Source organism: Microbulbifer sp. TYP-18 (assembly GCF_040932045.1).
In the GTDB taxonomy this organism is placed as follows: domain Bacteria; phylum Pseudomonadota; class Gammaproteobacteria; order Pseudomonadales; family Cellvibrionaceae; genus Microbulbifer.
In genome coordinates, this window is sequence record NZ_JBFRBC010000007.1 from 20,339 (window position 1) to 44,258 (window position 23,920).

The window sequence follows — 23,920 nt, forward strand, 5'->3', positions numbered from 1 at the left end:
CCGGAAAAATAATCTTAGCGCAAATGGGAACGGTGACAGCTTGGAAACTGAGCATAAAATCGACGTCAAGCAGGCACTGCGGGTGTTCGACAAAGTGACCCGGGAAGGTGAAAAGCGCGATGGCAGCTGGTACTACCGCGGCCTGACGGTAAGTACCGATTTCGATGGCTATACGGTGTTCATCTCTTCAGGGAAGGTGCAACTGACCATCTTCTTTCACAACAAGTACACCGTAGACTGTGGCAATGCGCGGGATCTGCAGGACTTTATCCACCTGCTGGCAATCGTGGACCGAGCCTGAACTGGCATCCCCAGCCATACACGGCTAGTGGCTTTCCCGGGCCCCGTTCACCGGCACGCCGCTGTGAAAACGGAAGTCCCCGTCATCCCCCTGTACCAGCTTCCGCTCTACTTGGAGCAGCTGCTGCACCCTCGGTGCTATATCCTCGCCGCCCGCCGCCTGCTGCGCCAGGTGGAGATAGTCGCGAAAATGGCGCGCCTCGGACTTTAGCAGCGACAGGTAAAAATCCTGCAGTTCTTCATCCAGCAGCGGCGCGATGCGGGCAAAGCGCTCGCAGGAGCGCGCCTCTATGATGGCACCACAGATCAGTGTATCGATCAGCCGGCCCGGCTCTGCGCCGCGCACTTCCGCCCGCAGACCGGCGGCATAGCGGGAGGCACTGATATGCGGGTACTCGATACCCCGCCGCTGCATAATTGCCAGCACCTGTTCGAAGTGACGCAGCTCTTCCCGCGCCAGACGGGACATTTTGTGCAACAATTCAAAGTTGTCCAGGTAACGGAACATCAGATTGAGGGCCGTGCCAGCGGCCTTTTTTTCGCAGTTTGCATGGTCCACCAACATCAACTCCGGCTGTGCCAGCGCCGCCTGCACCCAGGCATCCGGGGTCGGACAAAGCAGAAATTCGTGGATGGCGGACAGATCGGGCACTTGGGGGTTCATGCTGCTTCCAGGGGATTGAACACTGCGGGCTGAGCGTGGCGGGATTATACCGGCGGCGGCACCTGAATGGCAGTCACAGCAGCTTCAGCATTGCCGGGATAAACCGCCTCACCGGGACACAGAGGCGGAATCCGCCAGGCCACATGCCCTGGCCACATCGTCGCGATAATGCTGCCAGCCACGGGACACCAGACCCATCCACTGCAATACCCTTGGGCGGGCATTTTCCGTCACCAGATCCAACATCAGATGCCAGGCCTCCCTGCGGCTGGATCCCGCCAGGGCACAGCCGGCCCGCGTCAGCGCCGCAGCCGTATCTGACCGCCGCCGTGACGGAGACTGGTGTGATGGCCTGACCGGTATAGGCCTGCGCCCAAGTGGCGCTTCAGTAAACCCCCCTTCCGAACCCTCGAGGAACAGGATGGTGACGGCAGCCGCCACCTCCCACCCCTGATCGCAGGTCGCCCTATCCAGTACTGCGCGAAATTCAGCTGCCTTGGGCAACAGAGTGATCTCCTGGAAACGCGTCATATTCATCCCCAGGCCCCGGGGACAGGCGAGGAACAAGTCCTCGTGGGGACCGCTGCCACTCAAGCTGCCGGTCTCCAGCTCGAAAAGGTGTTCCGCCAGTATCCGGCGCGCTTGGCGCTGTCCGCACTGCACATAGGCGCGCCCCAGGAGGACCGGGAAATCCCGCACATAGGTGGCATACTCCTGCTGCAGATGAATAGGCAACAGTGCCTCCGCCACCTGACCCCGGACAAACGCCGACCAGGCCCAGTGTTCCTTGTGTTTCACTACCCGCAACAGGGAGTCCCTGAATTCTGAACGGTTCATGGTGGCCTATGTTAGGCGGTAACCGGTCCCGGTAGTAGTTTCGGAGAGGGCCCAGCACTGCCGTGGTTAGCGATTGTTGGGGATTGAAAATTAATAAGCTGATAACGGCTTAATAAGTGTATTATTATTTTGGAAGCCAAATAGACTGCGAGATAGACGCCACGCAAGGATTCGCAGCCTGCAGGCGGAAAACCGATGCAGGCCATTGAGAGTTCAGGAGTTCGAATGATCACCCAGGTTTCTAACAGGCTGTTGAAATTCGCAGAATTTCGACGCCTGGTACCGGAATATGGATGTTTCGGCAAAATCGACGACGCCTAAGTCGTTGATTTTGTTAGAAAAGTGAAAATCACATTTTTCGCTTTTCGCGTTTTGAAATAGGCAGGATGCCTTTTTCAACAACCTCCTAGGGCGGCAATCCACCGGGGATCACCGATGTGATTGCTGAACAAATGCTATTTCAATGTGGACATCGCCGGATAACACCATGCGCACAACCCACCGGCTGGCTGCACAGGTCAGCGCTCGCCTGGAAGAGCTCCACCGCAGTGCTGCCGTGCTGCGAAAGGCCATGGAGAATCTGCAGGAGTCACCCAAGCCCTGGCAGTCCTACCTGCTTGAGCCGCCTTTTGCGGTGGAGGCAGCGAATCGGCTCGACGTCACCTTTGCTGCGCCTTTCGCCCTGGCCGGGGCCCTGTTCGCACAGCTGGACCACAGTGGCCAATTCGGGGAGGCCGGCGATGCCCGTGTCACACTGCAGATTCCCGGTTTGCTGGCGGTGCCCGCCGGCACCATCCGCAAAGCCACTCAGTTGAACCGGGACAAAGAGGCTTTTGCCGGGGCGGTTGCGGACTACCGGCGCGCGCTGGGCCATTTGCCGTCACCGGAGCGGGACCGCCTGTTGCGCGATCTGCTTGTGGCGGCTGGCTACCCCCGCGCCCACTTGCGCCAGTGTTATCGACAGGTTCTGGTGTGTCCCCGCCGGCCCCATGCCATTGCCCTCAGCTGGGTCAAGGCGCGCAAGTCGATCCGCAAGGTTTCTCCGCAGTGGTGTGAAAAGAAACTGATACAGCTGGACCCCACTGGCGCGGACGCCGGCATTCAGTACCAGTTGCAGCTGCTGGGGGAGATGCAGCACTCCCAGCACCAGGATCTGCGCCAGGTACAGGTTCAAAGCCGCCCCAACCTGCAGGTGGCGGAAATTTTTCGTACGAAAAGTGGGGACGACTACCGGCAGGTTGGCTATGGGGCCATGCCGGTACTGGTGCTCGGCGACGACGCTGGCAACCTGCCGGACTTCACCCGGGTGGACCACCAGCCCAGCGCCGGGCAGCGCCGGCAGCGGCGGGACCTGGCCTTGGGGCGGGAGCCTTTTCTGCCGGCACTGAGGGTATTCCTGCGGCAAACCCACTGAGACTGAGGCGGCATTCGCCCACTGACTCCACTACCGCAGGGGATTTACCCTCGTTTGGCTCAGCGCAAACCGGGCGCCACAAAACGGCGGTAGTAAGCCACCGACAGCGCGTAAAATTCCTCATCGATACGGCGTCGCAATTCCACCAGGGAAACGCCTCTGGCCTGCCCAGTCAGTCTCAGGCCGAACTCCGCCGGATCCCCGATCTGGCTGGCGCCGGCCCGCAACAACTCGAACACCCAGCAGTAGGGGTGCAGGGTTTCGTCGAAACGAATCTGCTGGTGCTTCAATTGGCGCAGCAGCAGCGCCCGATCCACAATCTCCAGCTGATTGCGCACCGCACTGGCCAGATAGGTCTCGCGGCGCTGCGCGATGACGCGGCGCTGCTCTTCGCTGTAGCTATTCCAGTCAATCACTTCGTGGGCGAAGCGCTTGCAACCCCGGCAGACATCATCGCCGATACCGGTGGAGCAAACACCAATGCAGGGAGTGCGAACTTTTTTATACATCGGGCTTTGGTCACGCCATTTGGTCTGAGTCTGTGCGCGGCCAGACTATTTGGTTTCCGGCTGGAAGAAAAGGCCGCTGCCCAGGCTTCGGTAAAATTCACCGTATAAATAGCGAAAATTGGCGTAAGTTATTGATTTTTCAATAAACTTAACAGGAATAGTGCTTTCCTGTAGAATTCCCGGCCCACATCCAGCGGTCACCACTGGAAACCCCGGGCCGGCATAGCCAGCCATACTTTCGCCAGCTGTCGGTGTCACCGAACCACTAAGAGGGACTTATCCGTGCTTGAAGCCTATCGCAAACAGGTCGCTGAACGCGCCGAACAGGGTATTCCGCCCAAACCTCTGAATGCAGAACAAGTGGCCGGGCTGGTGGAGCTGTTAAAGGCCCCACCCGCAGGCGAAGAACAGGAGCTGGTGGAACTCCTCACCCACCGGGTGCCACCGGGGGTGGACGAGGCCGCCTACGTCAAGGCCGGTTTTCTCTCCGCCATCGCCAAGGGCGAAGAAAGCTGCCCCCTGATCGACCGCGAACATGCCACCCGGTTGCTGGGCCAGATGCTCGGTGGCTACAACATCACCACCCTGGTGGAGCTGCTGGACGACAGTAGTCTGAGCGAACTGGCCGCGGAGCAGTTAAAAGACACGCTGCTGATGTTCGACGCCTTTCACGATGTGGAAGAGAAAGCCAGGGCCGGCAACGCCAACGCCAAGGCGGTGATGCAGTCCTGGGCGGATGCCGAGTGGTTCACCAAGCGCAACCAGGTGCCCGAGAGCATCAAGGTTGCGGTATTCAAGGTCACCGGCGAAACCAATACCGACGACCTCTCCCCCGCCCCCGATGCATGGTCGCGCCCGGATATCCCGCTGCATGCGCTGGCGATGTACAAGATGGCCCGCGACGGCCTGACGCCGGAGGAGCCGGGAGTTACCGGACCGCTAAAACAGATAGAGGAAGTGCAGGCCAAGGGTCTGCCGGTCGCCTTTGTGGGCGATGTGGTCGGCACAGGCTCCTCGCGCAAGTCCGCCACCAACTCGGTGCTGTGGTATTTCGGCGAGGATATTCCCGGGGTACCCAACAAGAAAGGCGGCGGCATTTGTATCGGCGGGAAAATAGCGCCGATCTTCTACAACACCATGGAAGATGCCGGTGCTCTGGTATTCGAGGCCCCGGTGGATGCACTGAACATGGGCGACGTCATAGAGATCCGCCCCTACGAGGGCAAGATACTGGCGGAGGACGGTGGAATACTGTCTGAATTCGAGCTGAAATCCCAGGTACTGCTGGACGAAGTACAGGCTGGTGGCCGCATCAATCTGATCATTGGCCGCGGTCTCACCACCAAGGCGCGGGAGTCCCTCGGCCTGCCCCCCTCGGAGCTGTTCCGCAAACCGGAGCCGCCCACGGAGACCGGCAAAGGCTATACCCTGGCACAGAAAATGGTCGGCAGGGCCTGTGGTGTCGATGGCATACGCCCGGGCACCTATTGTGAACCGAAAATGACCACCGTGGGCTCCCAGGATACCACCGGGCCCATGACCCGCGACGAGCTGAAGGATCTTGCCTGCCTCGGCTTCTCCGCCGATCTGGTGATGCAGTCCTTCTGCCACACCGCGGCCTATCCCAAGCCCGTGGATATCGACACCCAGCACACACTGCCGGACTTCATTATGAACCGCGGTGGTGTCTCCCTGCGCCCGGCCGACGGCATTATCCACAGCTGGCTAAACCGCATGCTGCTGCCCGATACAGTGGGTACCGGTGGCGACTCCCACACCCGTTTCCCCATGGGTATTTCCTTTCCGGCGGGTTCCGGCCTGGTGGCCTTTGCCGCCGCCACCGGCGTTATGCCGCTGGATATGCCGGAATCAGTACTGGTGCGTTTCAAGGGTGAAATGCAACCCGGCATCACGCTGCGCGACCTGGTCCACGCCATCCCCTACTATGCGATCCAGCAGGGTCTGCTGACTGTGGAGAAGAAGGGCAAGAAGAATGTCTTCTCCGGTCGCATCCTGGAAATCGAAGGCCTGGAGAACCTGACTGTAGAACAGGCATTCGAATTGTCCGACGCCTCCGCCGAGCGCTCCGCCGCCGGCTGTACCATCAAGTTGTCCGAGGACACCATTGCCGAATACCTGCGATCCAATATCACCCTGCTGCGCTGGATGATCGCCGAAGGCTATGGTTCCAAGCGCACCCTGGAGCGCCGGGCGCGCGCCATGGAAGCCTGGTTGGAGAAACCGGAACTGCTGGAGGCCGACGCCGACGTCGAGTATACCGCGGTGATCGACATCGACCTGGCCGAAATCAAGGAGCCCATCGTCTGTGCGCCGAACGACCCGGACGACGCCCGCCCCCTGTCCGAAGTGGCCGGCGACAAGGTGGACGAAGTCTTCCTGGGTTCCTGTATGACCAATATCGGCCACTTCCGCGCTGCCGGCAAACTGCTGGAGCAGGTAAAAGGCGGACTGCCTACCCGCATGTGGATAGCCCCACCCACCAAGATGGACGAACACCAGCTGATGGAAGAGGGTTATTACAATATCTACGGTCGCGCCGGCGCACGCACCGAAATGCCGGGCTGCTCTCTGTGTATGGGCAACCAGGCGCGCGTCGCGCCAAACAGCACAGTGCTGTCCACCTCGACCCGTAACTTCCCCAACCGCCTGGGTGACGGCGCCAATGTGTACCTCACTTCGGCGGAGCTGGCCTCGGTAGGCGCCATCCTCGGCAGGCTGCCCACGCCGGAGGAATACCAGGAGTATGCGAAAAACATCAACTCCATGGCGGCGGATATCTACCGCTATATGAATTTCGACCAGATCGAGGAGTTCCAGAAGTCAGCCGAAGAGGGCAAACGAATCGCCGCAACGGAGATTCAGGAGGTGCGCGTCTAGCAGGCTGTTGAAATTCGAAGAATTTCGACGCCTGGTACCGGAATATGGATGTTCCGGCAAAATCAACGACGCCTAAGTCGTTGATTTTGGGAGAAAAGTGAAAATCACATTTTTCGCTTTTCGTGTGTTGAAACAGGCAGGATGCCTTTTTCAACAACCTGCTAGGGAACCCCTGATCAATTCGGTGCAACCTCTTTGGCTTTTATCAGCCCGGCAATCCAATAGATGATCCCTCATCCATTGAATTGCCGCCCTTGAAAACCTGCGCAATTACCTGGAATCGGTTGCTTCTAACAAGCTTGTACAGGCCCCCTCCGGGCGGAGGCACATCCTTGTGCCGCATTAACCCATTTAGTTACCAGGTTAACAGTTGCCGGCCACTCCCCTTACGACAGTTCAAACTGCTGTAACCTGCCAGCGCGCTTTTCTTCCGCAAAATCACAACTGGTGAGGCGAAACATCAGCATGTAATCAGACAGACAGCGGGTATCATGGATGTCACCGGGCAGAAATGCACTGCAGTCCCCCACCCTCATGGTATAGGCTCCGCGGCTGACCAGCTTTTCCCCGCCACCCGGCTTCCCAAACTGGCCATAGGTGGCCATTTGCACTTCGCCGTGCTGCAATCCATAGAACACCCAGCCGTTACCGTGGTTGTGTGGTTTGCGATACTGGCCCTGATATTCCACATGGGCCAGTAAAATAAAACCCTGGTCCGGATCCCGGTACAGCTCCTCCGCGGCTGGCTTCTTCTCGTGCAACTGGGCGAGCCAGGGCTCGGTGCTGGCCGCGCCCGCCAGCCTGGCGACAGCCGTGCGGCAGCGGCTAATGGCGTCCGAGTTCAAACCGGTCCAGTAGCTGCGCAAGTCCGCGATACACTGATCCAGAGCATTTACAGTCATGATCTTTCTCCTCAGGTTAAAACAAAAGTTACAGTAATCCGGGCAGACAACTTCGCCTCTGGCAGGGTGCTGCCTCCAGATTTTTCTCAATCCGGATTTGCGGTCCGGACAATACTGTTGGGGACAGCAGCCTGTGGTATTACCTTTGTATAGAAGCAGGATACGAATTGAAGCCGACTTTAAGTCAAATCCAATAAGGTAAATTTTTTCCTGGCAATCCAAAAATTCACTATCGGCAACAGTGCGGATTTTTGGTGGAGACTACCCAATAGATAGAGGACCATCTATTGAATTGAACCGTGAGTGTCACGGCCGAATACTGCCACCAATGCCCGAATCGCCACCGCCAGGACCAATAGCAACAGTGCCAGCACATAAACCTGATTCAGTCCCGTCATCACCGGAGCCGGGTCCACCTTTTCCACCCGAGACAGCCCCGAGGCCACCGCAAACACCACACCCATGATGGAAACACCCGTGAGCAGACCCAGATTTCTGGACAAATTCAGCAGGCCGGAAATATTGCCCCGCTGCTCCGCACCGGCGTCGTGCATTGTGAAGGCATTGTTCGAAGACAAATAAGTGCCGTAACCCGCCGCCGTGACGGTCGCATACAGCAGGTAACCGGGTACACCGTCCTCCAGTTCCAGATAGATCATTCCCAAGGCCCCGGACACCATCAGGCCCAGACCGACAAGTATGGCCAACCTGGACCTGAAACGATCCACCAGCCGCCCCGCCACATGGGCGAAGATGGCCACGGAGAAGGATCCCGCCGACATCACCAAACCGGTCCGGGAAAAATCCAGTCCCAGAGCCATGGTCAGATAAAAGGGTGCCACTACCTGTGAACTCATCACCGCTGCACCTACCAGCAGATTCCCGGCCAAATTGCCCCAGAGGGAATAGTCCCGCTGGCTGGCGTTCACTGGAGAAAATGTACGCGATAGCCGCTGCTTCAACACCAGCAGGCTCAACAGCGCCACACCGGACAGGACTGCGGCAATCACATTGACCACGCCATAATTGCTGTTGAGTGGTTTAATGGACAGGGTGTAGAAAAGCACTGCGGAAAAAACGCCGATAAAAATCGGCATCTCCAGCTGCGGCCGGACAATAGCCGTACCACGGGCACCCGCATCATCGGGCAGAACCCTTTTCGCCAGCAGAAAGATGAGCATCCCTATTGAAGCCTGCACCAGGAAGACCGACTGCCAACTGAACACCTCCAGCAACAGCCCACCCAGCACCGGCCCGGTGCCGGTGCCGACAGCCGAGGCACTGCTGAGCAAGCCGATAGCCGTACCCGCGCGGGACTTGGGAAAAATATCGCTGGCGATTGCCATGGCGACGGCCACAAACATCGCCGCACCCATGCCCTGCAGGGCGCGGAAAAATACCAGCATCCAGATATGCGTGGAAATTCCACAGCAAAGTGCGGACAGGGTGAAGATGACCACTCCGACAACAAAAATATTTGTACGCCCAGTCCTGTCGCTCACCCGCCCGGCGACCGCCAGGGTTGCGGTGAGAAAGGTCACAAAGGAAATAATGGTCCATTGGGCCCGGCCATAGGTTGTGTCGAGATCCTGGATCAGTGCGGGCAGCACGATATTGACACTGCTGACCGCCAGCGCGTTGACGGTGGTCGCCAGGCACAAAACCGCAAGAATTCCCCTTGTGGAGACGTTTGCGCAGTCCTTGCGCGAACGCGAATTAAAATATTTTTTGACTGCAAACATCGATTGTGAACTCGCCTTGCCAGGGGTGATGGGAGAGGCTAGCATACAAATTCAAGTCGACTTGAGGTCAATACGGATGGCAAACCGACAGGACATTGATATCCGCGAAGTATCGAAACTTTCTGGGCTGCCGGCGTCAACGCTGCGTTACTATGAGGAAAAGGGCCTGATCAAATCCATCGGCCGGCGGGGCATCACGCGGGTATTTCCCGCCAGTGTGCTGCAGCAGCTCCCGCTAATCTCCCTGGCCCGCTACGCCGGTTTTTCCCTGGATGAGATAGGCACCATGTTTATTCACGGGGACAGGCCGGATATCGACCGGGAGCGATTGCTGCACAAGGCCGGCGAACTGGATAAAACCATCGGCCGCCTAAAAGCCATGCGCGACGGCCTCAGACATGTGGCCAATTGTCCCGAGGAAAATCAATTGGAGTGCCCCAAGTTTCAGAACCTGATCAAGAAGGCCGTGAGATTGCAACACAGGGAAGAGCGCAAAGGAAAACCCAGGGCGCGAATAACCGATCGCCATTGAGTTGTCGCCGATGCCCTGCCGGTGAAGAATCCTTTCGCTGCAGCGGCCTGGCCGGATGCCATGCAGCCACCCAGCCTCCGGGTTCGCGAAACCGTTAGAAGCTTATCTATATCAAGTAAACCCCCATATGCAGATACAAGTGTTACCCAGCTATAAATTTCATAACACCGGCGACCTGGGCCGGGCATTCAATCGCCTGGGGATCACCGATTTTCCCGCCGTTTGCCGGTATGTGCAGGAATTGCCCTATGGGCGCACCACAGACCGGGCAGACTGGCTCGGCGTGCTGCGGGAAAACCGCGGCAGCTGCAGCACCAAGCACGCGCTGGTGAAAGCTCTGGCTGCGGAAATTGGCATCTCCGTTGCTTTGTATCTGGGCATCTTTCAAATGTGCGAGAAGAATACACCGGGAGTTGGAAAAATATTGTCAAACGCGGGGCTGGAGTATATTCCCGAGGCCCACTGCTACCTGAAATATCGCGGCCACAGGATCGACCTTACCGGCCTCAGCGCTGCCCCCGTTGAACTCGAATTTCTGCAGGAGACAGAAATAGAAGTGTGCCAGATCGGCGCCTTCAAAGTGAACTATCATCAAATGTTTATAAAACAATGGTACGGCGAAGCTGAATTTGACCGAATCTGGTTACTGCGGGAAGCGTGCATAGCCGCCCTTGGCACAGGGTAAACCAGTCGCGCCCAAGTCCAGAGCCGTAGAATGGAAAAAATGCTCAGAACTGGCCGTCGATAGTTTGATCCCGCCAGTAGCGCTGCATCTTCAGAAACATAAAAGACGCTGTCCAGGTGATCATCACCAGACCGGTCAGGGCCTCCAGGCCGGTGGTAAAGCGCAGGTTGCCCAGGGGCCAGATATCGCCGAAACCCAGAGACGTATAAGTGGTAAACGAAAAATAAATGCAGTCCACCAGTGATCCGTCGAAATTGCCCTCCAGAGTTTCGAAATGCTCGGAGCGGACCATATAGTAATAGCCGAGCCCGAAGAGCACGATTTCGGCGATATGCGCTAACAGAGCACCAAATATGCCCACCAGCATCGCTGCATTGCGGCGCATTGCCCGCTTCTGGCTCAGGCGAAAAAGCCAGTTGAGCACTTCGTGGTGAATAACCACCACGGCTGCGACCAATGTGCAGTTGAGCAATAATGCAACCAACATCTCACCGCCTGTTCCGGAAAAATTCCTGCACCATGGCTGCTGTTTCCTCAGCCATGACGCCGCCCTCTACTTGAATACTGTGGTTGAAAAAATCCGCCGCCGCCAGCTTCAGGCGACTCTCCACTGCACCGGCGCGGGGCTCACTGGCACCATAGACGAGGCGCTGGACACGTGCATGTACCATGGCCCCAAAACACATGGTGCAGGGCTCGATGGTCACATACAGGGTGGAGTGCGGCAAGCGGTAGTTGGCCTCGCACCGGGCGGCGCTGCGCAGGGCAATGACTTCGGCATGGGCACTGGGATCACAGCTGCCAATCGGGCAGTTACTGCCCTCACCGATGATCTCGCCGTTGCGCACCAGAACTGCGCCCACCGGAACCTCCCCGCGCTCGCCCGCCATCCCCGCCAGCTCCAGCGCCCGCTGCATAAAAGAATAATCTCTGGGTGTCGCCATGCTGTTGCTACTTCTTCTGCGTGACCAGTTTGCGCACTACGAAATCCGCTTCCAGTTGCAAGCTCTCTCTCAGTTCCAGCTCCCGGCGCACCTCGGCGCTGCCCTTCCAGGCAAACGGCGTCATCGCCAGAAAATCACCGATAGCGTCGCGTCCGCGCAGAGTAAACGGAAAGCAGCAGCGCATTTCCATTATGGGCGTGAATCCCGATAGCGGTTTTGGTGGCGCATGTGTCCGCGCGCGCGGATAGAGCGCCTGCTTCAGGGGCCACAGGTGCTCGGGACCGGGCGCCACATCCAACAGACTGCCGCCGGGGTTGACCACCCGGTGCAGTTCGCCGGCTGCGGCCGGCGCGAAAATCCTGAGCAGGTGATCGACGCTGTCCCCTGCCAGTGGCAGTTCACGACTGCTGGCCACCACATACTGGGCACCGGGCAACCCCTTGGCCGCCAACCTCGCCCCGGCTTTGGCGATGTCGACACCAGCCAGGGCGTCCTGAGGCCAGCCGGCGATATGCAGCTGACGCGTGTAATAACCTTCTCCACTCCCCACGTCCAGTAACTGCCGGCCGGCCACATAGGGTAAAAATGCGTTGATGGCCTCAGTCAACGGCCGGTAGTGGCCGGCCTCCAGAAAACGGCGGCGCGCCTGCAACATAGCCGGCACATCACCCGGTTCCCGGCTGCGCTTCTGCTGCACCGGCAGCAGGTTGACGTAGCCTTCGCGGGCGACATCGAAGCTGTGGAGGTTTTCGCAACGCCAGCTGTGCCGGCCGGGAGATAAAGGCAAGTGGCAGTGGGGGCATTGCCAGATCATTCCGCTTCCTTAACCAGCCGGCTCTCCGGCACCACCCTCTGCTGTCGCAATATCATGTCTGCGGCCTTCTCCGCGATCGCCATGACCGGAGCGTTGGTGTTGCCACTGATGAGGGTGGGCATTATGGAGGCATCCACCACCCGCAGTCCATTCACACCGCGCACCTTCAGCTCCGCATCCACCACCGCCATGTCATCCCCGCCCATTTTGCAGGTGCCCGCCGGGTGGTAAATGGTCTCCGCATATTGACGGATAAAATTCTCTATCTCGCAGCGGTTCGGCAGCCGCTCGGTGGGGCTCCAAAGGCGCTTCCGGTATTTTTTAAGGTCCTCCTGCTCCAGGATTGCGGCGGCCATCTCGTAGCCCTCCGCCATCACCGCCAGATCCTCCGCCGCACTGAGGTAATTGGGTTGGATAAGCGGCTGTGCCCGCGGGTCGGTACTTTGCAGCTTTATCTCGCCGCGGCTGTGGGGGCGCAGGGCACAGGTATGCAGCGAGTAACCGAAGCCTTTGGTTTTCCTGCGACCGTGGTCGAACAGCGGCGCCGCCGACAGGTGAAACTGCACATCCGGGAAAACGCCGGCCTTGCTGGAACAGGCAAAGCCCCCCGCCTCTGCCACATTGTTGGTGAGCGGCCCGGTACCCGCGAGCAAAAATTCCGGCAGGTGCAGCGCCATCTTCAGCTTTGCGCCCAGCGACTCAGAAAAACCTATAGGCGCTGAGGTCTCGACCACCTGGGTGATATCCAGGTGGTCCTGCAGATTTTTGCCCACACCCGGTAGATGGGCCTGGGTGGCGATACCCAGGGACCTGAGTTCAGTTTCGGGGCCTATTCCCGACAACAGCAATAATTGTGGTGACTGAATCGCACCGGCACACAGCAGCACCTCCCGCTGGGCGAGAACCCTGCGCCCATTGAGCAACTGCACACCGCAGACCCTGTCGCCGCGAAACAGCAGCTTCGCCACCTGGCTGTTCGTAGAGACTTTTAGGTTGACGCGATTTCTTACCGGACGCAGGTAGGCACCGGCGGAGGAACAGCGGCGGCCGTGCCGCTGGGTTACCTGGTAAAATCCCACTCCCAGTTGCCGGTCGCCGTTGAAGTCGTTGTTCAGAGAGTGGCCGGCGGATTGCGCCGCGCGCAAAAAAGCGCGGCCCGCCTCCGATGTCCATTTTAGATCCGACACCGCCAGTGGGCCGCAGCTGCTATGGAATGCACCGCCACCCCTTGCATTGCCCTCCGACAACAAAAAGTAAGGCAGCATACCGGACCAACCCCAACCGGGATTGCCGGCGGCTTCCCAGGCGTCATAGTCGCCGCTATTGCCGCGCATATACACCATGGCGTTGATGGAACTGCTGCCGCCAAGGGTGCGCCCCCTCGGCCAATACAGTCGCCGGCCCTTTAGTTCGGTTTGCGGCTGGGTATAGTGGTGCAGATTGTAGCGCTGCCCGGGAACCAGGTAGCCAATGCCTGCCGGCATCCGGATCAACAGGCTTCGGTCCGGAGGGCCTGCCTCCAGCAGGCATACGCTATCGCGCTCGTTCGCGCTCAGGTGGTTGGCCAGTACACAGCCGGCGGACCCACCGCCGACGATCACATAATCAAACACCTGCTGACGGGGCATGGTTTCTCCGCTCTTTTTCGTTGCTGCCACTCCAACAGTACACTCGCCACTGGGCCCCGTTCAAGGTATGCCACTGGCAGATGAGCGCCATCCCTATTCTGTCAAACAGGAAAGCCAACAAAACCCGTGGAAGCCCGGTATTGCACTAACCGCGACCCTACTTCGCGACTTTACATGCAGGGGCTTCAGTGCCGGCGCAGTTCCACAGCCCGTCCCGCTCTTTGGCCGTCGGCGCTGCGGGCCCGCAGCGCCAGCGCTGCGCCAGCTGCGGAGGAGTCCACGAAAGGCCGCCAGTGCTCCCCGTCAAAATACTCCAGTGGCAGCCCCGGATAGGGCAATGCCGTGTGCAACCGGTCGGTTCCTGCCACAGCGCCCGGCACCGGAATGCGGTAGCGGATCGTGGCCAAATCCAGTTTGAACAACTCCTTGTGTCCCAGAGCCGCGGTAAACTGATCCCAATCCGCCTGCAGAGCATCTCGATCCACCGCTGCAGTCCCAGCTGAAAACGCCTGCCCCACCATCAACGGCAGCTCCCAGTCGGCCCGGTGCCAGGCGCGCTCCGCCAGTGCCAGCAGCCGCGGGAAGACCATATATTCCACCTGCTGGTCTGTGCGCACCACCTCGCTCCACAATTGGCCCTGGATACCCCGCACCCGCGCGGCAAACTCCGCCGCAGGCGCTTCGGCAGCCCAGGTCCCACCATCGCGATCCGTAGATATTTCTGCCAATTGGGCGGTGTTCAATGGTGCGTAGCTAAAAACCTTGCGGGTGTCGATATAGCGGGAAGCCCAATAATAACCGCTCTCCTGCGGGTCCACCTCGTAGGGCATGTCAAAATAGAGGAAGTCCGCGTGGGACTGCACCACATCGAACCCGGCTTCAGCCAGTCGCACACTCTCATCGCCCCCGCCCGAAAACAAGGGGGCCCAGGCATTCGCGTAATTTTCTCCCGTCGCCAGTGACGCCACATCGTCAATGCGTTTTACACCGTCGTTCCAGGCTCCCATGGTGGCAATACCGGCATCCTCGACCAGCAGGCTCGCGCGCCTTGCGTAGTATTCGCCCAGCTCAATCACTGAAGCGACCACTCCACTGTCGATGAGACGCTGGCACTGAGGAGAACCACTCCAGGGCTGCCGGCGGAATTCAGCGGGGACGTCCCCTTTTTCCGGATGGCTGCCGGGTGCCTCTTCAAAGGCCCCCCCGGCGAGAATATTGATGGCCTCGTCGCCACCAAAATGCCAGGTGGACAAGGTCTGACCCGCGGCGCGATGCATTGCCCGTACCTCGCGCATCACCCTGCCCACAAATCGATAGGTGGATTCCATACAGGGATTGATATAACTGTCGTCGTAAAATTGCACCGACAGGAAACGGGTATCATCTTGGGGGTCTATCAGACGGTATTCCGCCGCTCGCTGCGGTGCGGACTTCTCCAGGCGCCGGTACCTGGCCTCCATAGCCACCACCGCCGCGCGCGCGTGGGCTGGCATATCGAATTCGGGGATCACCTGGATGTGGCGGGCGGCGGCATAGCGCACTATCTCGATATAGTCCTCCACCGAGAAATAGCCGCTGCCGTTGTTGTCACTGTAGGGGCCCGAGCCCAGTTGCGGCAACAGGCAACGGCTTTCGCTCAGATCGAAACAGCGCCGGGCGCCCACCTCGGTCAGCTCCGGTAAGCCGGGAATTTCCAGGCGCCAACCTTCGTCGTCCGACAGGTGGAAATGAAAGCGATTCAGCTTGTATGCGGCCATCTGGTCCAGCAGCTTCAGGATCAGGCCCTTGCTGTGGAAATTGCGGCCCACATCCACAAACAGCCCCCGGTGTGTAAAACGCGGAGCATCCTCGACCTCTACCAGTGGGAGAGTCCGCGTGCGTGCATCCAGCAGTGCCAGTAGCGACTGCAGGCCGTAGAAGGCCCCGGCCTGGTCGCCGCCTATCACCTCAGCACCCCTCTCTCCAACCCGCAGCCTATAAGCACCGGCGACCGGGTTTTCGAGGCTGTCCTTTTCCAGCGACACAACCACTGGGTAGGCGCCATCGCCGCCGGGGGCCAGATCCAGTTGCGCCAGCCGCCTCTGCACCGCCGCCAGACTACCCGGCTGTAGTGACGCTCCCTTTATCTCCACTATCTCCACACCCTGGGTCAGTGTCACCGCCCCTCCCAGTTCGCGGGTGCGCAGGGGTTTGGGAATAATGCGTGTCGACCAGCGCTCTTGGTCACCCGCGGCGGAATAAGCTGCGTAGCGGCTGGCCGCGGTGGCCAGGGTATTCTTGTCCTCCGCAGTGCGCTTCCAGTTGTCCGGATGGTTGTGGGTGACCGGTTTTACCAAACCGGCAACACTGTCACTGTCGGTGGATTCGATGATGTGTGCCTCGCCCGCCGCATCCACGACAAACAGCCGCGGCATAAAGTCCGACTCGAACTGCATCCAGTTTTCCGCCAATAGATCAAACTCAACCGTCGCACCGGGCCCAATACCGGTGAAATCCGAGTTGGGCGTCAGACGGTGCAGGTCGCCTTTGACATGCTCCAACTCAAAATCATAGCGATTCCGCAGCTTGAAGGTGCGGCGAATACTGTGGAAATACAGGCTCCAGTCCCGCTCCCGGGCATTGATGGCCGGCCCATTGTTGATCAGTGAGATGCGATAAGTGGAACAAATGGCACCGCCGCCACCGGCACGCTTGCAGTCATCGCGCAGGTCTCCATCTACACCCTGGAAATTGGTGAGCACTTCCAGAGTCACAGCAAAATTCTGTGCTATCCGCTGTGGGGCTGAAACGCCACTTGACCGGTCGGGTGGGGAGGAATCGGTGCAGGCGGTGACGATACCGAGGACCAGGGTGGCAACGAGCAGGGTACGGGTCATGGCATGGCTCTTATTGGTTTTGTGAGGGCTTTGTGGCACCACGATAACGCAAAAGACAACGCTGTCAATCCAGGCTTCCGGATGGATGGACCTCTATTCCCAGGACCCCCTGCAAACAGGCATGAATGGCAAAGATGAATAATCTGCCACATCAGGTCTTCAACAACCCTGGGTTGATTGGCTGCAACCCATCTTCCCAAAATCGGCTGTAACAGGTGCCGGCAACTTAACCCTGCTCTCCCCCGCCCTGTTCGATTGGGGCCAGACCAATATTCAATGCAAACGGATGAAGCGTTAACGGCGCAAAAAATAACATCGGTTTACCGCACCCCTCTATTCGATATCGACCTCCCGAACGGCAGTGTCCAAAAAACTAGATCATGTTTTCATAACAAAAATTCAAATACCCTAGGGAGGGCAATAAAAAACTCTGGCGCAGCGCTCAGCAAAACCAGGCTGGGATCAGCGACAATTAGCTCAGCCTTTCGCAATGCGGCCTGCAGAGAAGTGACCACAATACAGAATATGTTCACAGAAATTTATTGCACCGGGTACCGCAACTGTGAGATACACAGGTTTGTCATGGGTGAACCATAATAAATTCAGCGGTTGACGATCAACCGTCGGGCAAGAAGTAAACACCCCAGGATAGATCCAATGGAATTCTGCAGTCACCGTTTCATTCGCGGCAAACACTTGTCAGCGGTGTTTTCCCTGGTCTTTCTCCCTCTCCTCCCCAACCACTGTCCAGCCAACGACCAATTTATTCCCGACTCGGTCGGCGGGCTCAACCTACAGGCGGACAGCACTTTTTTTACCGACAGCGCCTTTGGCATGGACAATACGGCTCTCTACCAGTCAGCCGCGAGCCTGCGCAACAATTCCATGGGCACTGTCCAGCGCCAGCTGAATTACCAGTGGCTGCAAATGCATACCAATCCGGACGAGTTCACTCCCACCACCGGCGGCAAGGTGCTGAACGAAATCCTGCGTATGGGTTGGGACACTTATCGGCGACACAACAGGCACACCAAGGACAGTGCTCTACTGCGCTATACCAGTGGTAGCGGCAGGATAGGCAAGGCCTTTGACTATGACCTGCGCCTGTCCGACGACAAATTCCGGTTTTCGTTCGAATACGAATTCTGATCTGCGATCGCCGCGGCAGGCTCCTGTCAGCGGCGACTGTTTGCTAGAATCTCCGCCCCCAGGTCAGGCGGAGAGCACTGTGAGCAACCCCAATTCACCCACCAGTTTCTGTCAGCTTCCCATTGCCGGAGTCGGCCGCCGCCTGGCGGCGCTGGGATACGACGCGCTGATTATTGTCGGGTTGCTGATGGTTTTTATGTTCCTCGCCCTGATGATCGCCTCATCCTTTTCCGGTCTCAACTGCAACCCCCAGACCGCCGACTACACCCCATGCGTACGCGGCCCGCTGCTGCAGTTCGGCATGCTGGTGGTCATCGCCGGGTATTTTGTCTGGTCCTGGCGCGCCGCCGGACAGACCATCGGCATGCGGGCCTGGCGCCTGATTCTGGCCAGTCCACAGGGAGTACAACTCGGCTGGCGACAGTGTGGGCTGCGGCTCCTGGTGGCGCCCGTGTCACTGGCCTGCTTTGGTATCGGTTATTTCTGGGCCTGGACCCGCAGTGACCGGGCCAGTTGGCAGGATCTGGCCTCCAACTCACAGGTACGCCTGTTGCCGAAAAAATAAACAACCGAATGGTGGGGGAAAACGGCAGCTGGGCACTGAACGGGCGCTAACGCGCCCGGCGCAGCAGGTACCAACCCAGAGCGAAACACAGCAAAATCGGCACTGCCACGGCGATAAAGGGTGGAAAGCCGTATACCAACGATGATGGACCCAGCATGTCCTGCACCGTTTTGAACACAATGCCAACAATCACACCGCTAAATACCCTGAGACCTGTCGTCACTTCCCGCAGCGGGCCAAAGATAAAGGAGATGGCCACCATTACCAGGCTGGCAATGGTCAGCGGTTGCAGTATCTTCTTCCAGAATTCCAGCCAGTAACGGCTCGAATCCTCCGCCTTGCGATCCAGAAAGTTCGCGTAGGACCAGAGATTGCGCGGCGACAGATCCGACGGCAGCGGCACTATCAGAGAAAACAGGCTGGGCGCGACACTGGTCTGCCAATCGCTCTTTGCCCTCGACTCGCTACGCACCGCCTCCTCGCCAAACACCGTGGTACGACTGTTGTCCAGCTGCCAGCCCTCATCCAGAAAGCGCGCCTTCTCGGAGAAGGTTACCCGCTCCAGCTCGCGTTTGTCGCCAAACCGGTAACGGGTGATACCGAACAGCTCGCCATCCGGCATGGCGGCGTTGAAGTGTACAAATTCACCCCCGTCGCGCATCCACAGACCCTGTTCCAGACCGCCCCCCTCCAGATTTCCCAGGGCGACCGCCTTGCGGTTCTCCGCCGTCTGGCTGGTGATCGGCACGACCAGTTCCGCCAGCAGCAAGCCGCAGGCAATCAACACTACGACCGGTTTCATCACCGCCCAGGCGATACGACCAATGGACACACCGGCGGCCCGCATCACCGTCAGCTCGCTGGTGCCCGCCAGGGTTCCCAAACCAATCAGGCAACCCACCAGTGCTGAAAAACCCAATTGTTCATAAACCCGGCCGGGGATACTCCAGACCACATACTGCAACACCTCCCCCAGCTGATAATCGAGCTTGCGGTCATCCAGTTCATCGAGGAAGGCAAAAGTGAGATCCAGCCCCACGATCACCAGCAGTACGCCGGCGATTGCCACCGCCACAGTGCGGGCAATATAGGCATCCAGCTTACGCATTCGCTGGCCCTCCATTGAGAGGCTCTACCGGGCGCGGCTTTCGGCCCCAAATGGGGCCTTCCAGCAACAGCAGGCCGAGAATCAGAAAGGGCAGATGCACCAGCCAGATAGAGGCGGGGTCCTCTATTTTGCCGTCCTCGATAGCCCCACGCACACGCAGCAGCAGCAACAGATAGGCCAGGTAAAGCAGCACCGCCGGGATCATCTTGGCATAGCGGCCCTGTCGGGGGTTGGTGCGACTGAGCGGAACCGCCAGCACCGCCACCACCAGCACCAGTACCGGCAGGGAGAAGCGCCAGTGCAGGAAGGCCTGTTCCTGCCGGTCATCGCTGCGCCACAATTCCAGCGTGGAAGCGGACTGAATCTGGTCACTGCGACGCTGGCGCACCTGGGGAATATCCAGCAGGATTTCGTAACTGGAGAATTTCATCAGGCGGTAATCCCGCTGGCCGGGCACGCCCTCGTAGCGATAGCCATCCCGAAGCACTAGGTAACGCAGACCGGTTTGCGCATCAATTTTCTGCACCCCCTCCTTGGCAAAATGCACCGTCTGGTAATCGGTCTCGGTGTCGCCGCGGGCGGTGCCCAGCTCGGCCAGGAAAACGTCGTACATGGTAGAGCGGTCCGCGCTGAGCGCGTCCGCATAGTACACGGCCCGGTCGCCCTCAGTGGCGATAAATTTTTTCGGTACCAGGTGATCAAACTCGTTGCGGGACTTGTCGGCGGTCAGCAGACCCGAGGAGCGCTCTATGCCGGTGGGTGTGAAATACAGGCTCAGGCCCGCCACCAGCAGAGCTACCATCAACGCCGGCGCCAGGGTGTAGACGAGCAGCTGGCGCTCGCTGAAACCACAGGCGCGCAGCACCGTCATCTCGCTGTCGATATAGAGGCGGCCGTAGGCCAACAGTATGCCGATAAAAAATCCCAGTGGTAGTACCAGCTCGAGAAATCCGGGCAGGCGGTAGCCCATCAGCGAAAACAGGATATTTGCGGAGAGATCCCCGGCGGCGGCCTCGGCCAGGTACTTTACGAAGCGCCCGCTCATCACTATCAGCATCAACACGGCAGTGACCGCCAGGGTGGCATACAGCAGTTCGCGGCTGAGGTAGCGAAAAATAATCACTGGGCGAGAGAATCCCTTGGCAGCCACAATGCGCTTCAGTCTGGATCAATTTTAGGTGGATTGCAGGCACTTACAGCAATCCAGACGCGCTCGGGTTAAACTTGTGCCGCGCATTATCACCAAAAACATTTCCAATGTCTCCTTCTGGGGCATTGTTTCAGAACCAGCGAAAGGATAGGAATCATGCGGTTTTCTGCCAAAGTCTCCGATATCAGCAAGCAGCGCGCTGCCTGCGTCATCATCGCCGTCGACAGCAAGGGCAAGCTGGGGGCCAGCGGCAGAGCGCTGGATGCCGCCTGTGGCAGCACAATAGACGAGATTCTGAAACGCGGTGACCTGGGCCTCAAGCTGGGCAGCACCATGGTGATTCCTCTCACCGAAGGGCCCGCCCAGCGGGCGCTGGTGGTGCGTAGCGGTCCCGGAGCCCTGAGCCAGGCGGAGTTTCGCAAGCTGGCCAGCGCCACTGCCAACGCCGTCAAGGGATTCAAGGACGCCTGCAGCTACCTGCTGGAACTGGAAGTGGATGACGCCGACATTGCCTGGCAGGCACAACAACTGGCGGTGGCCGTGGGGCTTGCCAGCTACAAATTCACCCGCTACCAAACTGGTGCCGACCCCTACCCGCTGGCCAAGTTCACACTGCATGTCCCCGCCAGCAAAATGCTGAAGACCGTGAAAGCCGGGCTCGCTGTAGGCGCGGCCCAGGCATCGGGCAGTAACCTGGCGCGGGAACTCGGCAACCTGCCGGGCAATACCTGCACCCCCAGCTATCTCGCCGCCCAGGCACGCGCCATGGCAAAGAAGCACCCCAAGCTGACCACCACCGTGCTGGACGGGAAAAAAATGCAATCCCTCGGCATGGGGGCGTTTCTCAGCGTGGCCAAAGGCAGTGATGAGCCACCGGCGCTGATCGCCATGCACTACAAAGGTGCCAGTAGCAGCACTAAGCCGGTTGTACTGGTGGGCAAGGGAATCACATTCGACACCGGCGGTATCAGCCTGAAGCCGGGCCTGGCCATGGATGAAATGAAATTCGACATGTGCGGCGCCGCCAGTGTATTCGGTGTCATGCAGGCGATCGTCGAACTGGAGCCGGCCCTAAACCTGGTGTGTCTGGTGGCCGCCGCGGAAAATATGCCCAGCGGCGGCGCCAGCAAGCCCGGCGATATTGTCACTTCCATGTCCGGCAAAACCATCGAGATACTCAATACCGACGCCGAGGGTCGCCTGGTACTTTGCGATACCTTGACCTACGCCGCCAAATACAAACCCGAGATCGTCATTGATGTGGCCACCCTGACCGGGGCCTGCGTAATTGCCCTGGGCAACCACGCCACCGGTCTCTACGCCAACCAGGACCAACTGGCACAGGATCTGATCGCCGCCGGTGAGCGCACCGGTGACCGCGCCTGGCGCATGCCCCTCTGGGACGAATATCAAACCGCACTGGATTCCAATTTTGCCGATATGCAGAATATCGGCGGTCGCGAAGCGGGTTCCGTCACCGCTGCCTGCTTTCTGGCACGCTTTACCGAAAGCTATGCCTGGGCCCACCTGGATATCGCCGGCAGTGCCTGGAACAGCGGTGCCGCCAAGGGCGCGACCGGGCGGCCGGTGTCGCTGCTGCTGGAATATTTGCTCCAGCGCTGAGCCCACAAGCCACAAGGGGCCGACGGCCGTTCCATCGGGTCCGGCAGTCGGAGCCTGTTCACACTTTCACTTGCCATTTCCGCGCAGAGCTGGACATTCCCCCCAAGCCGTGTCTTGATGGTGGGCCTCTCTGCGCGCCAGGTTTGTCGCCACTGAGCCACAGGTTGCCGAGCAATGACCCGTATCGATTTTTATGTTCTGCCATCCGACCTGTCCCGGGATGGTGACAGCTTTGCCTGCCGGCTGGCTGAAAAGGCCCACCGCGCGGGGCTGCGGATACTGATCGCGGTGGACGACGAAGAGCGGGGCCGGCAGCTGGACCAGCTTTTGTGGAGCTTTCGCGAGGACAGCTTTCTGCCCCACGACCTGCAGGCACATGAAACCGGGGCGGAAATCGAAATCAACTGCGGCCAGGATCCGGGCCAGCACCACGGTCTGCTGATCAATCTGTGCAGTGAGACACCCGGCTGGTTCAGCCGCTTCGAGCGACTGGCCGAAATAGTGGTGCAGCAACCGGAGGCGCTGGCGAGATCGAGAGAGCGCTTCAGCCTGTTTCGCGACCGCGGCTATCCGTTACAATCACACCGTATCGGTGGCAGCTGATGGTCCCTGAGACAAGCTGGCCGTCTGGCCCGGGACAGTTCCAGAGCCGCAGACACAGGGATAGCGGGACGGCGAATTGCCTGCCGGGCTGAAAGTCGCCGGCGAACAACAACTTCATAGACAGCTCAGAAGCATGTCCGGTCGAAAACACAAAAACAGGCAGCGCGGACAGCGACGCGAACAACCCACGGAACTGCTGCGGGAGCTGAGTGCCCTGCAGGAACTGCTGGGTAGCGGCGAAGCCGGCGATATTCCCCTGCTGGACCAGGTGGCGGACAAACCCCGTGCCGGTGGAAGTCAGGACCTCGAAGCTGAACTTGACAAGGCCCCCAAAACACCCACTGCCGGAACGTCAGTGCCCGAATCACCGCAAGGGGGCGAACTGCCGGTCCTGTTCGCACAGGTGGGCGGGACAACCAGCGAGGACTCCCGCGCGGAACTCAGTGCAACCGAGCGCGCGCTGCTGCGCCCACTGCAGGACCTGCGCAAAAAGGCGGAGCCCGAAAAACCCCCATCCGCGGATACGAAGCCAGGTGCCCCCCCCAAAGGCCAGGAGCAACAGGAACTGTTCCAGGCCCCGCCAGCACCAGCAGCGGAGGAAAACCCTTTTTTACCGGCCCATATCCGCGCCCGCCTGAGCAGCCGACAGCCGGACAAAACGCCGACCCCGGTCGCAGCGGTGGCCAGCGGGGATACGACTGAGCGGCGCCCCCAGTCAAGCGCAGAGCCGGTGCCGTTGAGCAACGGTGCCTCCCCCCCTGCGGAGCATCCGAAACCGGAAAATGGCGAAACAGCACTGGTCGGGCCCCCAGCCCCGGCAGAAAGTGTCGATCAGCGGCGGCAGCTGGTCGACCGGCTGGTGGCCCGGCAGCTGCCGGAGCTGGAACGCCAATTGCGTGCCCGGATCGAAATGATGGTGGACGAACTGGAGGCACAGAGCTGAGTTCCCCCAGCAGCCGGTGACCTTTTGCCGCCAG

General features: G+C 59.4%; 23 protein-coding genes. 10 read left to right on the top strand and 13 right to left on the bottom strand.

All coding sequences use genetic code 11. From position 1 onward, the window contains the following. Nucleotides 1–40 precede the first annotated feature (40 nt). Nucleotides 41–301: a DUF3081 family protein gene (locus ABVT36_RS08185; RefSeq protein ID WP_367151257.1), complete on the top strand. Its 261-nt coding sequence runs from the start codon at nucleotides 41–43 to the stop codon at nucleotides 299–301. A 24-nt stretch (nucleotides 302–325) separates the two neighbouring features. On the opposite strand, the gene ABVT36_RS08190 is transcribed toward ABVT36_RS08185, so the two are convergent. Beyond that, entirely contained in the window at nucleotides 326–964 is a 639-nt protein-coding gene (locus ABVT36_RS08190) for a tRNA-(ms[2]io[6]A)-hydroxylase (RefSeq protein ID WP_368456115.1), read from the bottom strand. A 108-nt stretch (nucleotides 965–1,072) separates the two neighbouring features. Continuing rightward, complete coding sequence (locus tag ABVT36_RS08195; RefSeq protein WP_368456116.1) at nucleotides 1,073–1,801, bottom strand: hypothetical protein; 729 nt, start codon at nucleotides 1,799–1,801, stop codon at nucleotides 1,073–1,075. A gap of 487 nt (nucleotides 1,802–2,288) precedes the next feature. Here ABVT36_RS08195 and ABVT36_RS08200 point away from each other — a divergent pair, with 487 nt between their 5' ends. Next, nucleotides 2,289–3,215: a hypothetical protein gene (locus ABVT36_RS08200; RefSeq protein ID WP_368456117.1), complete on the top strand. Its 927-nt coding sequence runs from the start codon at nucleotides 2,289–2,291 to the stop codon at nucleotides 3,213–3,215. Between the two features lie 59 nt (nucleotides 3,216–3,274). Here the strand turns inward: ABVT36_RS08200 and ABVT36_RS08205 are convergent, their stop codons facing one another. Then, complete coding sequence (locus tag ABVT36_RS08205; RefSeq protein ID WP_368456118.1) at nucleotides 3,275–3,724, bottom strand: DUF1289 domain-containing protein; 450 nt, start codon at nucleotides 3,722–3,724, stop codon at nucleotides 3,275–3,277. A 45-nt stretch (nucleotides 3,725–3,769) separates the two neighbouring features. Further along, the gene (locus ABVT36_RS08210; RefSeq protein WP_368456119.1) at nucleotides 3,770–3,958 is read right to left on the bottom strand and encodes a hypothetical protein; all 189 of its coding nucleotides are present in this window, start codon (nucleotides 3,956–3,958) and stop codon (nucleotides 3,770–3,772) included. A gap of 48 nt (nucleotides 3,959–4,006) precedes the next feature. On the opposite strand from ABVT36_RS08210, the gene acnB reads away from it, so the two are divergent. Beyond that, nucleotides 4,007–6,622 carry a bifunctional aconitate hydratase 2/2-methylisocitrate dehydratase gene (gene acnB / locus ABVT36_RS08215; protein ID WP_368456120.1) on the top strand — a complete coding sequence of 872 codons (2,616 nt, stop codon included), beginning with the start codon at nucleotides 4,007–4,009 and terminating at the stop codon, nucleotides 6,620–6,622. Between the two features lie 386 nt (nucleotides 6,623–7,008). Here the strand turns inward: acnB and ABVT36_RS08220 are convergent, their stop codons facing one another. Together ABVT36_RS08220 and ABVT36_RS08225 are read right to left on the bottom strand one after the other, a co-directional pair. Next, nucleotides 7,009–7,524 carry a hypothetical protein gene (locus tag ABVT36_RS08220; RefSeq protein ID WP_368456121.1) on the bottom strand — a complete coding sequence of 172 codons (516 nt, stop codon included), beginning with the start codon at nucleotides 7,522–7,524 and terminating at the stop codon, nucleotides 7,009–7,011. 284 nt (nucleotides 7,525–7,808) lie between these two features. Further along, entirely contained in the window at nucleotides 7,809–9,266 is a 1,458-nt protein-coding gene (locus tag ABVT36_RS08225; protein WP_368456123.1) for an MFS transporter, read from the bottom strand. 76 nt (nucleotides 9,267–9,342) lie between these two features. On the opposite strand from ABVT36_RS08225, the gene ABVT36_RS08230 reads away from it, so the two are divergent. Together ABVT36_RS08230 and ABVT36_RS08235 are read left to right on the top strand one after the other, a co-directional pair. Continuing rightward, a complete protein-coding gene (locus ABVT36_RS08230; protein ID WP_368456124.1) occupies nucleotides 9,343–9,798 on the top strand; it encodes a helix-turn-helix domain-containing protein in 456 nt (151 codons plus the stop codon). Between the two features lie 139 nt (nucleotides 9,799–9,937). After that, a complete protein-coding gene (locus ABVT36_RS08235; RefSeq protein WP_368456125.1) occupies nucleotides 9,938–10,483 on the top strand; it encodes a hypothetical protein in 546 nt (181 codons plus the stop codon). Between the two features lie 43 nt (nucleotides 10,484–10,526). Here the strand turns inward: ABVT36_RS08235 and ABVT36_RS08240 are convergent, their stop codons facing one another. The 5 genes from ABVT36_RS08240 to ABVT36_RS08260 all read right to left on the bottom strand — a co-directional run bounded on the left by ABVT36_RS08240 (nucleotide 10,527) and on the right by ABVT36_RS08260 (nucleotide 16,745). Then, complete coding sequence (locus ABVT36_RS08240; RefSeq protein ID WP_367149476.1) at nucleotides 10,527–10,970, bottom strand: potassium channel family protein; 444 nt, start codon at nucleotides 10,968–10,970, stop codon at nucleotides 10,527–10,529. Nucleotide 10,971: 1 nt separating this feature from the next. Beyond that, on the bottom strand, nucleotides 10,972–11,400 hold the full coding sequence (gene tadA / locus ABVT36_RS08245; protein ID WP_367149492.1) for a tRNA adenosine(34) deaminase TadA: 429 nt from the start codon (nucleotides 11,398–11,400) through the stop codon (nucleotides 10,972–10,974). A 34-nt stretch (nucleotides 11,401–11,434) separates the two neighbouring features. Further along, nucleotides 11,435–12,241 carry a putative RNA methyltransferase gene (locus ABVT36_RS08250; RefSeq protein ID WP_368456126.1) on the bottom strand — a complete coding sequence of 269 codons (807 nt, stop codon included), beginning with the start codon at nucleotides 12,239–12,241 and terminating at the stop codon, nucleotides 11,435–11,437. Further along, nucleotides 12,238–13,869: a GMC family oxidoreductase gene (locus tag ABVT36_RS08255; RefSeq protein WP_368456127.1), complete on the bottom strand. Its 1,632-nt coding sequence runs from the start codon at nucleotides 13,867–13,869 to the stop codon at nucleotides 12,238–12,240. The genes ABVT36_RS08250 and ABVT36_RS08255 overlap by 4 nt, the downstream gene beginning before the upstream one ends. Before the next feature lie 185 nt (nucleotides 13,870–14,054). Next, a complete protein-coding gene (locus ABVT36_RS08260; RefSeq protein WP_368456129.1) occupies nucleotides 14,055–16,745 on the bottom strand; it encodes a family 20 glycosylhydrolase in 2,691 nt (896 codons plus the stop codon). A gap of 657 nt (nucleotides 16,746–17,402) precedes the next feature. Here ABVT36_RS08260 and ABVT36_RS08265 point away from each other — a divergent pair. Then, nucleotides 17,403–17,894: a hypothetical protein gene (locus ABVT36_RS08265; RefSeq protein ID WP_368456130.1), complete on the top strand. Its 492-nt coding sequence runs from the start codon at nucleotides 17,403–17,405 to the stop codon at nucleotides 17,892–17,894. Nucleotides 17,895–17,973: 79 nt separating this feature from the next. Further along, nucleotides 17,974–18,459 (top strand): RDD family protein, encoded by a 486-nt coding sequence (locus ABVT36_RS08270; protein ID WP_367149470.1) that lies wholly within the window; start codon nucleotides 17,974–17,976, stop codon nucleotides 18,457–18,459. Nucleotides 18,460–18,505: 46 nt separating this feature from the next. On the opposite strand, the gene lptG is transcribed toward ABVT36_RS08270, so the two are convergent. Beyond that, nucleotides 18,506–19,567: an LPS export ABC transporter permease LptG gene (lptG, locus tag ABVT36_RS08275; RefSeq protein ID WP_368456131.1), complete on the bottom strand. Its 1,062-nt coding sequence runs from the start codon at nucleotides 19,565–19,567 to the stop codon at nucleotides 18,506–18,508. After that, entirely contained in the window at nucleotides 19,560–20,690 is a 1,131-nt protein-coding gene (gene lptF, locus ABVT36_RS08280; protein WP_368456132.1) for an LPS export ABC transporter permease LptF, read from the bottom strand. The genes lptG and lptF overlap by 8 nt, the downstream gene beginning before the upstream one ends. 183 nt (nucleotides 20,691–20,873) lie before the next feature. On the opposite strand from lptF, the gene ABVT36_RS08285 reads away from it, so the two are divergent. The 3 genes from ABVT36_RS08285 (at nucleotide 20,874) to ABVT36_RS08295 (ending at nucleotide 23,886) form a co-directional block, all read left to right on the top strand. Next, the gene (locus ABVT36_RS08285; RefSeq protein ID WP_368456133.1) at nucleotides 20,874–22,340 is read left to right on the top strand and encodes a leucyl aminopeptidase; all 1,467 of its coding nucleotides are present in this window, start codon (nucleotides 20,874–20,876) and stop codon (nucleotides 22,338–22,340) included. 174 nt (nucleotides 22,341–22,514) lie between these two features. Next, on the top strand, nucleotides 22,515–22,943 hold the full coding sequence (locus ABVT36_RS08290; protein WP_368456134.1) for a DNA polymerase III subunit chi: 429 nt from the start codon (nucleotides 22,515–22,517) through the stop codon (nucleotides 22,941–22,943). 133 nt (nucleotides 22,944–23,076) lie between these two features. Next, nucleotides 23,077–23,886, top strand: coding sequence for a hypothetical protein (locus ABVT36_RS08295; RefSeq protein ID WP_368456135.1), 810 nt, complete (start codon nucleotides 23,077–23,079; stop codon nucleotides 23,884–23,886). Nucleotides 23,887–23,920 lie beyond the last annotated feature (34 nt).

Excerpts from the sequence above, each read along its gene's own strand:
- ABVT36_RS08190 (WP_368456115.1), bottom strand. The coding sequence starts at position 964 with ATGAACCCCCAAGTGCCCGATCTGTCCGCCATCCACGAATTTCTGCTT.
- ABVT36_RS08195 (WP_368456116.1), bottom strand. The coding sequence starts at position 1,801 with ATGAACCGTTCAGAATTCAGGGACTCCCTGTTGCGGGTAGTGAAACAC.
- ABVT36_RS08200 (WP_368456117.1), top strand. The coding sequence starts at position 2,289 with ATGCGCACAACCCACCGGCTGGCTGCACAGGTCAGCGCTCGCCTGGAA.
- ABVT36_RS08205 (WP_368456118.1), bottom strand. The coding sequence starts at position 3,724 with ATGTATAAAAAAGTTCGCACTCCCTGCATTGGTGTTTGCTCCACCGGT.
- ABVT36_RS08210 (WP_368456119.1), bottom strand. The coding sequence starts at position 3,958 with ATGGCTGGCTATGCCGGCCCGGGGTTTCCAGTGGTGACCGCTGGATGT.
- ABVT36_RS08220 (WP_368456121.1), bottom strand. The coding sequence starts at position 7,524 with ATGACTGTAAATGCTCTGGATCAGTGTATCGCGGACTTGCGCAGCTAC.
- ABVT36_RS08225 (WP_368456123.1), bottom strand. The coding sequence starts at position 9,266 with ATGTTTGCAGTCAAAAAATATTTTAATTCGCGTTCGCGCAAGGACTGC.
- ABVT36_RS08230 (WP_368456124.1), top strand. The coding sequence starts at position 9,343 with ATGGCAAACCGACAGGACATTGATATCCGCGAAGTATCGAAACTTTCT.
- ABVT36_RS08240 (WP_367149476.1), bottom strand. The coding sequence starts at position 10,970 with ATGTTGGTTGCATTATTGCTCAACTGCACATTGGTCGCAGCCGTGGTG.
- tadA (WP_367149492.1), bottom strand. The coding sequence starts at position 11,400 with ATGCAGCGGGCGCTGGAGCTGGCGGGGATGGCGGGCGAGCGCGGGGAG.
- ABVT36_RS08250 (WP_368456126.1), bottom strand. The coding sequence starts at position 12,241 with ATGATCTGGCAATGCCCCCACTGCCACTTGCCTTTATCTCCCGGCCGG.
- ABVT36_RS08255 (WP_368456127.1), bottom strand. The coding sequence starts at position 13,869 with ATGCCCCGTCAGCAGGTGTTTGATTATGTGATCGTCGGCGGTGGGTCC.
- ABVT36_RS08260 (WP_368456129.1), bottom strand. The coding sequence starts at position 16,745 with ATGACCCGTACCCTGCTCGTTGCCACCCTGGTCCTCGGTATCGTCACC.
- ABVT36_RS08265 (WP_368456130.1), top strand. The coding sequence starts at position 17,403 with ATGGAATTCTGCAGTCACCGTTTCATTCGCGGCAAACACTTGTCAGCG.
- lptG (WP_368456131.1), bottom strand. The coding sequence starts at position 19,567 with ATGCGTAAGCTGGATGCCTATATTGCCCGCACTGTGGCGGTGGCAATC.
- ABVT36_RS08285 (WP_368456133.1), top strand. The coding sequence starts at position 20,874 with ATGCGGTTTTCTGCCAAAGTCTCCGATATCAGCAAGCAGCGCGCTGCC.
- ABVT36_RS08290 (WP_368456134.1), top strand. The coding sequence starts at position 22,515 with ATGACCCGTATCGATTTTTATGTTCTGCCATCCGACCTGTCCCGGGAT.
- ABVT36_RS08295 (WP_368456135.1), top strand. The coding sequence starts at position 23,077 with ATGTCCGGTCGAAAACACAAAAACAGGCAGCGCGGACAGCGACGCGAA.